At 60.4% G+C, this 9,554-nt stretch carries 9 protein-coding genes; 1 reads left to right on the top strand and 8 read right to left on the bottom strand.

From position 1 onward, the window contains the following. The 7 genes from JWQ61_RS00675 to JWQ61_RS00645 form a co-directional block, all read right to left on the bottom strand. The coding region (locus JWQ61_RS00675; RefSeq protein ID WP_304358812.1) for a 2-isopropylmalate synthase at positions 1-952 on the bottom strand (952 nt) is incomplete at its 3' end. A 550-nt stretch (positions 953-1,502) separates the two neighbouring features. Further along, complete coding sequence (locus tag JWQ61_RS00670) at positions 1,503-1,640, bottom strand: DUF3096 domain-containing protein (RefSeq protein WP_304358811.1); 138 nt, start codon at positions 1,638-1,640, stop codon at positions 1,503-1,505. Between the two features lie 363 nt (positions 1,641-2,003). Beyond that, a complete protein-coding gene (locus JWQ61_RS00665) occupies positions 2,004-2,330 on the bottom strand; it encodes a hypothetical protein (protein WP_304358810.1) in 327 nt (108 codons plus the stop codon). 157 nt (positions 2,331-2,487) lie between these two features. Next, complete coding sequence (locus JWQ61_RS00660) at positions 2,488-2,949, bottom strand: N-acetyltransferase (protein ID WP_304358809.1); 462 nt, start codon at positions 2,947-2,949, stop codon at positions 2,488-2,490. 46 nt (positions 2,950-2,995) lie between these two features. Further along, a complete protein-coding gene (locus JWQ61_RS00655) occupies positions 2,996-4,294 on the bottom strand; it encodes an MFS transporter (RefSeq protein WP_304358808.1) in 1,299 nt (432 codons plus the stop codon). Positions 4,295-4,507: 213 nt separating this feature from the next. Further along, positions 4,508-5,119, bottom strand: a complete 612-nt coding sequence (locus tag JWQ61_RS00650) for a hypothetical protein (protein ID WP_304358807.1) — start codon at positions 5,117-5,119, stop codon at positions 4,508-4,510. Continuing rightward, positions 5,119-7,140: a hypothetical protein gene (locus JWQ61_RS00645; protein WP_304358806.1), complete on the bottom strand. Its 2,022-nt coding sequence runs from the start codon at positions 7,138-7,140 to the stop codon at positions 5,119-5,121. Before JWQ61_RS00645 ends, JWQ61_RS00650 begins: the two co-directional genes overlap by 1 nt. A 529-nt stretch (positions 7,141-7,669) precedes the next feature. Here JWQ61_RS00645 and JWQ61_RS00640 point away from each other — a divergent pair. Then, on the top strand, positions 7,670-8,608 hold the full coding sequence (locus tag JWQ61_RS00640; protein WP_304358805.1) for a LysR substrate-binding domain-containing protein: 939 nt from the start codon (positions 7,670-7,672) through the stop codon (positions 8,606-8,608). 107 nt (positions 8,609-8,715) lie between these two features. Here the strand turns inward: JWQ61_RS00640 and JWQ61_RS00635 are convergent. Then, positions 8,716-9,554 (bottom strand): hypothetical protein (locus JWQ61_RS00635; RefSeq protein WP_304358804.1); only part of this gene is annotated, 839 nt, incomplete at its 5' end.

Genomic DNA, 9,554 nt, shown 5'->3' with positions numbered 1-9,554 from the left:
TCTGGTTGCAGTCTTCGACGCACTGGCGCACTTCGTCGATATCGGAAAAATCGAGGCCCGGGTTGACGCCCTGGGTGTACAGGTTCAACGCCAGGGTCACCAGGTCGACGTTGCCGGTGCGTTCGCCATTGCCGAACAGGCAGCCTTCGACCCGGTCGGCGCCGGCCATCACGGCCAGCTCGGCGGCGGCGACGCCGGTGCCGCGGTCGTTATGCGGATGGACGCTGATGATGGCCGCGTCGCGCCGGGTCAGGTTGCGGTGCATCCATTCGATCTGGTCGGCGAATACATTCGGCGTGCTGCATTCGACCGTGGTCGGCAAGTTGAGGATCACTTTGCGGGTGGGGCTGGCGTGCCAGGCGTCGACTACGGCGTCGCAGATTTCTTTCGAAAAATCCAATTCGGCCATGCTGAAGGTTTCCGGTGAATATTCGTAGCGCCATTGGGTTTCCGGCCGGGCGTCGGTCAGTTCCTTGATCAGGCGGGTGCCGGACACGGCGATTTCCTTGACTTCATCGCGGCTCTTGTTGAACACGATGCGGCGCCAGGCCGGCGCAATAGGATTATATAAATGGACGATGGCTTGTTTGGCGTTCTGCAGCGAATCGACGGTGCGGCGGATCAGGTCTTCGCGCGACTGGGTCAGGACGATGATGGTGACGTCGTCCGGGATATGGTTTTCTTCGATCAGCTTGCGTACAAAATCGAAGTCGGTTTGCGAACCGGAGGGAAAACCGACTTCGATTTCCTTGAGGCCTATCTTCACCAGCAACTTGAAGAAGCGCAGCTTGCGGTCGGCATCCATCGGTTCGATCAAGGCTTGGTTGCCGTCGCGCAGATCGGTGCTCATCCAGATCGGCGGCGCGCTGATGACCTGGTTGGGCCAGGTGCGGTCACTCAATGGAATCGGCGGGAACGGGCGGTATTTGACAGCAGGATTGTGCAACATCATGGTAGGCCTCTCTTGGAGCTGGTGATTGTGCTGAAGAAAAATGAAACGGAATGGTGCGGTGGCGGAAGGGTTGCCTGACTGCCACTCGGAAATTAACGCGAGGCCAGGCAACCGATCGCTAGCGATAGCAGGGATAGCGCCAGCAAGCGCAAGATACCGAGCGCGTTGCTGTAGCGAAAGAAGGTAAAGCGAATTGGCTGGGATTGCATGGAATCGTGCTCTTTAAAATCGGGATTCCCTATTGGAAACTCAGGAACCTCAGTTTTACTACCGTTGATTTCTTGACTGGCGCCGGTGTTGCCTTTGTTGCCAGTTGCGTCCCCGTCAGAACGGGGTCGAGATCATAGTGCGCGTAGTAGCGATAGCGCTAGTAGCGGCACTAGCAGCATCGCTGGCAGGGCGCCGGCAATGTGCAGTAGGGAGCGGGATTGGATGCGTGTGGAAAACATGCACTTAATGTATGAGATAAAGCAGGATCTTGTCAAGCGCCGCCTGCCGCATGGCGAAAATATAGCGGAATCCGTGCAGATATGGCGGCCAGAGGGCGTTGTTAGCGGCCAAACAGGCCGATCAGGCCGATGACGATCAGGTACAGGGCAATGATGTAGTTCAAGAGGCGCGGAATCGCCAGTATCAATACCCCGGCGATCAGCGAAACGATGGGGGTCAGGTGCAGGCCGGTAAACATGTGCGCTCCTTTTTTCGAGTGGGGGATAGCTGTGTTGCTGACTCGATGGTACGTCGCCGGCGCTCATTCCCGTGTAGGACAATGTCGCCCGATAGCGTAGGAGTTGCACTGATTCTGGCAGGAAAAAAACGGCTTGGCTATCCATTGCGGCAGGAGGAGATACTGCAGCAATGTTGGCTAATGCCGATAAGGACACACACTCCGTCAGGTGCCCGGGCTGGAACTTGGCGGTCATCGTCAGCAACGGGCAGGTCGTTGGCGATCACCATTCCAGGCCGGACAAGAGACGGATTTACTCCCTTCCCGGGGAATCCATCGGCGGTTTCGCAAATCTGCTGAAACCCGCCTTAAATCAATAGGGCGCTACAGCGCGCGGGTGCCTGAAATAAGGCGCGTGATAAACGCCGAACGCTCGGTCTTTTGTTTGGGCAAGGCGCGTTCGATTACCGACGTCCATTGCTCCGACAGCTGCTGGCAGGTGGCGCGCAGCACCGGCGCCAGTTCAGGCCAGTCGGACAGGGTGCGCAGATGCCGTTCAATCGTCCTGGCCGACTGCACGCAGGCGTCGTTTGCCAGGTTGTGCATATTGTATTGAGAGATCAGGTGCAGCACCGCCGAGATCAGGAGTTCAGGCGGCGTGCGATATTCCTCGGCTGCGGCCGGATCTGCTGCATTGCGTGAACTGTTCATCAGATGCTCCTTGCTCGGCTGGATTTAAATAGTAATGATTCTCATTTAAATTATTATCCAAGCCGATCCCGAATGCAAGCACTTTGCTGTTTTTTTATTTCCCGCGCAGGCAAGGCCTGCCAGGCAGGCTTAGCCAGCCGCGCTTAGCCAGCCGCGCTCAGCCGGCCGCGGAAACCCGCTGCGGCCGGGGCGGGCAGACCATCAGGTGTTCAGCGTCCTCCTGGCTGATCTCCTTGAAGCCGAGCGCTTCGTACAGGCGCCTTGCCGGATTGCCGGTCAATACCTTCAGCGCCGTCGGCAATTGCTCACGGCCGGCCTGCTCCAGTACATTCTCGATGATGGCCCGGCCCAGGCCTTGCCCCTGGAATTGCGGCGCGATCTGGATCTGCGCGATATACCACCGGCCTTGCTCGCGGTAAGCTTTCAGCAGGCCGGCATCCTGGCCGCCGATGGCAACGATCCGTGCGTGTTCGAACTGGGCCAGCACGCGGGCCAGCTGCGATGCTTCATCGCGCGCGGCGTTGACGCGCGCCAGGTGTTCGCTCATGGTCGCATGGCGCAGAGCAATCAGGAACGGCAGGTCGGCCGTGGTGGCGCTTCGGAATTCCAGGGCTTGCATGCCATCCTTTCTGTCGGCGATATGAGCCGATGCAGGCAGTCGCGGTTTATTTGTTGACCAGGTGCTTGGGCACCGACAGCGTCAGCAAGGCGCCCAGCACCAGCGATGCCGCCAGCACGAACATGCCGCTGTTGGTGCTCTGGGTCTGGTCTTTCAGCCAGCCGACCAGGTAGGGGCTGACGAAACCGGCCAGGTTGCCGAGCGAGTTGATCAGCGCAATCCCGGCCGCGGCCGCCGCGCCGCCGAGAAACGCGGTCGGCAAGCTCCAGAACAGCGGCAGCACGGTAATGATGCCGATGGTCGCCAGGGTCAGCGCCGACATCGCCAGCAGGGTATTGTGGTCATACACCGTGCTGAGGATCAGGCCGACGCTGCCGAGCAGCGCCGGGATCGCCACATGCCAGCGGCGTTCGCGCCGGCGGTCGGCGCTGTGGCCGATCAGGATCATGGCGACGGCGGCGCTGGCGTAGGGAATCGCGGTCAGCAGGCCGATGTTGAAGGTGTCGGTGACGCCGGTAGCCTTGATGATGGTCGGCAGCCAGAAGCTGACGCCGTACAGGCCCATGACGAAACAGAAGTAGATCAGCGCCATCAGCCACACGCGCGGGTTGGCGAACATCTGGCCGAGCGAAGCTTCCGGTTTCTGGCTGCTTTCGGCTTGTACCTGCGATTCCAGCAACTGCTTTTCCGCCTCGCTCAGCCAGGCGGCGCCGCGGATCCGGTCTTGCAGGTAAAAGATCACGACCACGCCCAGCAGCAAGGAGGGAATCGCTTCCAGGATAAACATCCATTGCCAGCCTGCGAGGCCATGCACGCCCGGCATGGCTTTCATGATCCAGCCGGATAAAGGCCCGCCGATCACGCCCGAGATCGGCACGCCGGTCATGAACAGCGCCGTCATCTTGCCGCGCCTGTGCGCCGGATACCAGTAGGTCAGGTACAGGATCACGCCCGGGAAAAAGCCGGCTTCGGCCACGCCCAGCAAGAAGCGCATCACGTAAAACGTGGCTGGGCTGTCGACAAAAATCATGGCGCCGGAAACGATGCCCCAGGTGATCATGATGCGGGCGATCCAAAGCCGGGCGCCGACCCGGTGCAGGATCATGTTGCTGGGTATTTCAAAGATGAAGTAGCCGATGAAAAAAATTCCTGCGCCGAGGCCGTAGACGGTCTCGCTGAATTTCAGGTCGCTGAGCATCTGCAGCTTGGCGAAGCCGACATTCACGCGATCCAGGTAGGAGGCGACATAACAGAGGAACAGCATGGGCAGCAGGCGCCAGGTGACCTTGGCGTAGGTTGCTGCTTCGAATGCACTGCTGGCTGGCGTGTTTGAATTATCTGACATGTCTCTCTACCTGTTGGTTTAGTTATAAGAAACGAGGGAAGAATCCGGCTTGGCCGGGGCGCCGGATTGGAATGCATTGTAGCTGCACCACGGTGGAATGGCTACGGCGCGCTTGCGTCGGTCACGGTCTGGGGAAGACCAGGAATTGCAGGAGGATGATTGGGGAAAATCGATTTGACCCGCGCAGTTTTGAGCTGCGCGGGTTCATCTGGTTCAGCGTCGAATCCAGCGTTTCTTGCAGCCGAGATCATCGCGCAGATACCAGTCCGCGCGCGGCTCGGCTTCCTGGGCAATGCCGGGAGTGGCTTGCGGTATCCGTGCATCGAGCAAGACAAACTGCCAGCAGTGCCCGGCCCGGTCGCGCAATCTGACCGGTTTGTCGAGCTCTACCGGCTGCGCTGCCGCCGGCCCGTCGATGCGGATGCCGCCGTCGGCGTCTCGCTCCAGGAAGTAGCCGGGCAGCAGTTCGCGATGGAACGGACCGTTGGCTGTCATCCTGAGCCAAGGTGTCTTGGCGCGAGGAGCACGCAAATCAAGCGACTGGATCGCTCCGGCCGGATGCATGGTGCGGCGAAGCGTGACGTATTGCGCACCGAGATGCCCGGGCAACGCAGCTGGCCACGGCGCTACCCTTGCCGGCTCCTGTTTGCCAAGATCGATCACCAGTGCGCCGTCGGCAGCGACGTCCAGGCGCTCGGCCAGCAGCGTCTGGGCCTCGAAGGGAACGCCGTCAAACCGCAACGGCTCGGCTGTGCCGTAGGCGGCGCAGCCGAGCAGCAGGGCGCCGCACAGGCACAGCTTGAAGGAGCGCGGCAAGGCGTCCATCAGCGCGCCGACCTCATGTTCGCCAGGTCCCTGAGCAGGCTGGCCGACGGCGCATCTTCCTTGACCAGCGTGCCGAGCACCGGCAGGCTGGCCGTCCTGCTGCTGGCTTTCGCCTGGGCTGAGCCCGGCAGTGGATCGCTATGCGAATTGAGCACCAGTTGCAGCTTGTTCCAGTCGTTGTTGTCGCTGAGGATGCCCGCGCCGGATCCGTTCAGGTCCATGCGATAGCGTTTTGCCTGCTGCACGCCATCGTAGTTCCAGTCGCCGTAGGCGCCGGCATCATGGCCGCGTCCGATATTGTCGCTCTCCAGCAGCGACGCCTCGTTCAGGTTGGCGCCCGTGCCGTTCGAATAATCGATCCTGAAGCTGTTGGTCATGGGACCGTCGTCCAGCGCGCTGGACGGCATGGCATCGGCTGCATATCCCGGCACCGCCACATGGTTCGTTGTATTGATGGTGTGATACCAGCGCTGGGTCGGTCCCATGCCTTTCGGGTTGGTCGGCAAGCCGTCCAGCTGGTACAGGTAGTTCATGATGCTGAAGTAGTTGGGTTTGTAATTGGCATCCTCGAATCCGCCGTGATGCAGGCCGATGGTATGGCCGAATTCGTGCATGATGGTGCCGGCCTGGTAATTGATCAAGAGATTCTTGTATTTCTGGACGGTCAGGTCGAGGCCGCTGAATCCCCATTGTCCAAGCGTCACCAGGAATTTATTGCCGGGCAGTTCAGCGATGCCGGAACTGCCTGAGCTGCCGTCGGATTCCTGCGAGGACGCCATCAGCATGTAGCGGAACACCGGCTTGCGGCGGACGTCGAGCGAACCGCTGGAATACTGGTAGAGGGAGCCGCAGTTTGCGTTCTGCGGGTCGTCAGGCGTATTGGTGCATTTGTCAAACACTTGCGCGCGGCTGACGTCGCCCGACAAATTGAAATCCGCAGGGGCCAGCGCCGCGTTGAACAGGTTGCCGGCGTCGAAATGCACTTGTGTATTGTGCGCCTGGAATGCCGCCACCACTTTTTGCAATGCTTCCTTGCGCGGACTCAGGGCCGGATCCGCGCTGGTCATGTAGTCGACCTGTATGAACAAGTCTTTCTGGCCCTTGCGCGCACCCAGGCTGTACAGGTCCAGGCCGGCGAACTTGCCGCCGGCGACTTTGGCGGTGTCCGGAATGCCATCGTTGTCGCTGTCCACCGTGCCGGCGGGCACGTCATTCGGGCCGCCCGGGGTGGGGAACTGCACCAGGGTCCAGTCACCCTTGCCGGCGCTGGCTCTGAAGTCGCTGCTCAGGCGCACGATTGAACGATCGAAGTTGTCGAGCGGATCGAGCGTCCTGGCCGATACGAAGTTCGGCAAGATGGGAAATGCGGCTACGTTGTCGCCGCTCCATCCTGCAGTCGTGGTCGGCTTGGCTGCTTCGCTGCCGAAGCGGACAAAGTCCACTGTCTTGCTGTCAGCGGCGGTCAGCAGCTCGACAAAACCGGCCTTGTCGGTCCAGTACGGCAGGTAAGTGCGGTTGCTTCCCGTGGCGGGCGGCTGCGGCGCGACAGAGGCCAGGATATAGGCCGATTTGCCAGTGTCCTTGAGGTAAGTGGAGGATTTGCCGGCAAGGACAAAATAGCCGCCGGCCGGGATATCGATCTTCGGCAGGTCGAATGTCACCGGATTCGCGCTCAGCGCCTTGCTGGCGTTGTCCAGCCCATTGGCGCGCAAGCGGTAGTCGTTCAAATGAATCGCTGCCGGTGAATTGTTGAAGACTTCGACCCAGCTTACTCCAGCCATTCCGCGATAGTTCGCCGCCACTTCGCTGAGATACAAGCCCGGAGGAACGGCGGCTGCCTGCGGCGCCGGCGATTGCGCCTGGGCCTGCGGGGAAGCGGCTTTTGCCTGGGCAGCCGTGAGATTGCCGCCATTGCCACTGCCATCGCCGCAGGCACTGAGGGTTGCGGCAAGGATCACCGGTAATGAAGCCTGCGTTATTTTTTTAGATCCAAGACTGAACAGATAGGATTTGATATGCATAGGAACTTTCAGTGATATAGAAATGACGGTTTTCGCGTAATCGAAACGACGGATAAGCCTTTCATCTGCAAAAACCTGCGCTGTGCTGTTGGCGTGGGTGGATCCGGATTCCTCCTTCGGTAAGGGCTTGCGATATTTGTCCGGTTCGCCGGGCTGCGGCCGGGCTGGCGGAACCAAGAGAAGGCGGGCCGTGCGGGTGCTCGCCGTTCTCTTATTAGGGTTGCCCGTCAACAAGAAAAAAGGGGACATGCTTTGGTGAAATTATTTACATCGATTCGCCTGGATTTCTCCAGGCGCTTGCTAAGTGCTTGATTAAGCGGGGTGCACATTGCCTGACTGTGCAGGATTGAAGAGGGCTGGCCGCGATGGCAGGATTGCAATTCGGCGGCGCCGGAACCGGGATGAAATGCGTTCTCATTGCAATGATCTCAACTATACTCAGCAGCATGCGGCAAAGCCCGATTTGCACTTCTGCCGCGCTCGCAAGCGAGGAATGCAGATCCACCCACAGCACTGAGGTTCCTATTTCATGGAGTTGCGTCAACTGCGCTATTTTGTCGCCATCGTCGACCATGGTTCGCTGTCGCGCGCGGCGCGGGTCTTGCATATCGCCCAGCCGGCCTTGACGCAGCAGGTCAAGCAGCTGGAGGATGAACTGGCGGCGCAGCTGCTGCATCGCTCGGCGCAAGGGGTGATCGCCACCGACGCCGGCAAGATTTTCTACGAACATGCGCAGGCGATCCTGAAGCAGGTGACCGACGCCAGGTCGGCCGTCGCCCAGTCCACCGACAAGCCGGCCGGCACGGTCGCGCTCGGCATCCCGCAGAGCGCTTCCGGCATCCTGGCCTTGCCTTTGCTGACAGCGATGCGCGCCCGCTATCCGGATATTTCGCTGCAATTGACCGAGGAACTGACCGGCAACCTGATCGAGCAGTTGAAGACCGGCCGCATCAACCTGGCGGTGCTGTTCGACGATGGCCAGCTGACTGCGTTTGCCACCACGCCGCTGGTGGAAGAGGAGATGATGTTCATCACGCGCAGCGGTTCCCAGTATGCAAGCACGCGCCGCTCGATCACATTCGCGCGCGCCGCCAAGGCCAGGCTGATATTGCCCGGCATGCAGCACGGCGTGCGGCCGCGCATCGAGAGCGTCGCCCGCGCCGCCGGCCTGACGCTCGACAACGTGATCGAAATCAGTTCGGTGACGATCATGAAATCGGCCATCCTGGCCGATATCGGCGCCACCATCCTGCCAGTAGCGCCGCTGCTGCCGGAAATCAAGCGCGGCGAGATGAGCGCCTATTCCATCAGCGGCGAAAAGCTGTCGCGCACGCTGACGCTGTGCGCCTCGAAGAATATTCCGCTGACCACGGCGGCGGCGGCGGTAGAGCGGCTGGTGCTGGAGGTGACCGACGAGCTGTGCCGCAGCGGACAATGGCTGCATGCGAAAATTTTGGCGCGGCCTTGATGGCCTAATGCGCATGAAAACCTGAATGCCGCCGACAGCATCTCGCCGACCGCATCTCGCCGACCGCGCCGGTTTGCCAGTCCGGCGCCTGGACTTCGCGTCCTGCCTCAGTTCAGCAATCCGTTGGTTGCGTCATTGATGTTCTTGACCGAGAACGTTACCGGGAAAGGCGATGGTGAAGACGTAGCAGGCTGCGCCAGGCCGTACCATTTTTTGTAGCCGTCGAAATCCAGCGTGACGGCTTTCCTGAATTTCTTTTTATCGTCTTCGCTTCTCGCCGCATATACCGCGTTTGGCGTGGAATCGGTGGCGATCAGCATCAGCAGGTTTTTCCCATCGTTTTCAGCGTTTGCCAGGATGGCGTGAATCCGTGCTCCCCAGGCGGTCTTGCTCATTTCGCTATCCTGGAAACTGGTGTAAAAGCCTGGCTGGTACGTGATGTAGCCATTGATGGTCATGGCCAGGCCGACTTCCAGCGCGGTATGGTGGTAACCCGAAACAATCGCGGCCAGCGGCAGCAGCAGGATATTGGGGTCGAATGATTTTCCCTGGCCGTTGAGGAAGTTGCTGATGACTTCCACCGCCCAGATCGTATCCGAGGTGGTGCCGGAAATCGAAGCGCCTTCGGGCAGGCCCAGGACCTTGTCGATGGAACGCACGATATCGCCCGGCAGCAGGGGGCGGAAGAAGGTATTTCCCGTTTTGACATTCTGATAGTCAAGCCCCAGCACCTCCGCGACTTCTTTCTCGATGGTCGCGGCGTTGAAGTTTGGCGGCGTGGTCCGCTGCCTCGCCTTGCGGTCGAACGCCATGTTGCCATAGGCCGTGGTGCGGTATGCCGGACGCGTGCTGCAGAAAAAATCCCAGCCCACGGTTGCCGGCTTGTCGGCTGGCGCGGTCGGCACGGCCAGCGTGAGCGCGGCTGAGGTAAAGTGGCCGGCCGGAA

The sequence above is a fragment of the Collimonas fungivorans genome (assembly GCF_028292705.1).
GTDB classification, from domain to species: domain Bacteria; phylum Pseudomonadota; class Gammaproteobacteria; order Burkholderiales; family Burkholderiaceae_D; genus Collimonas; species Collimonas fungivorans_B.
The sequence above is the reverse complement of the archived record's forward strand: the minus strand, read 5'-3'. Positions and strand labels throughout refer to the sequence as shown.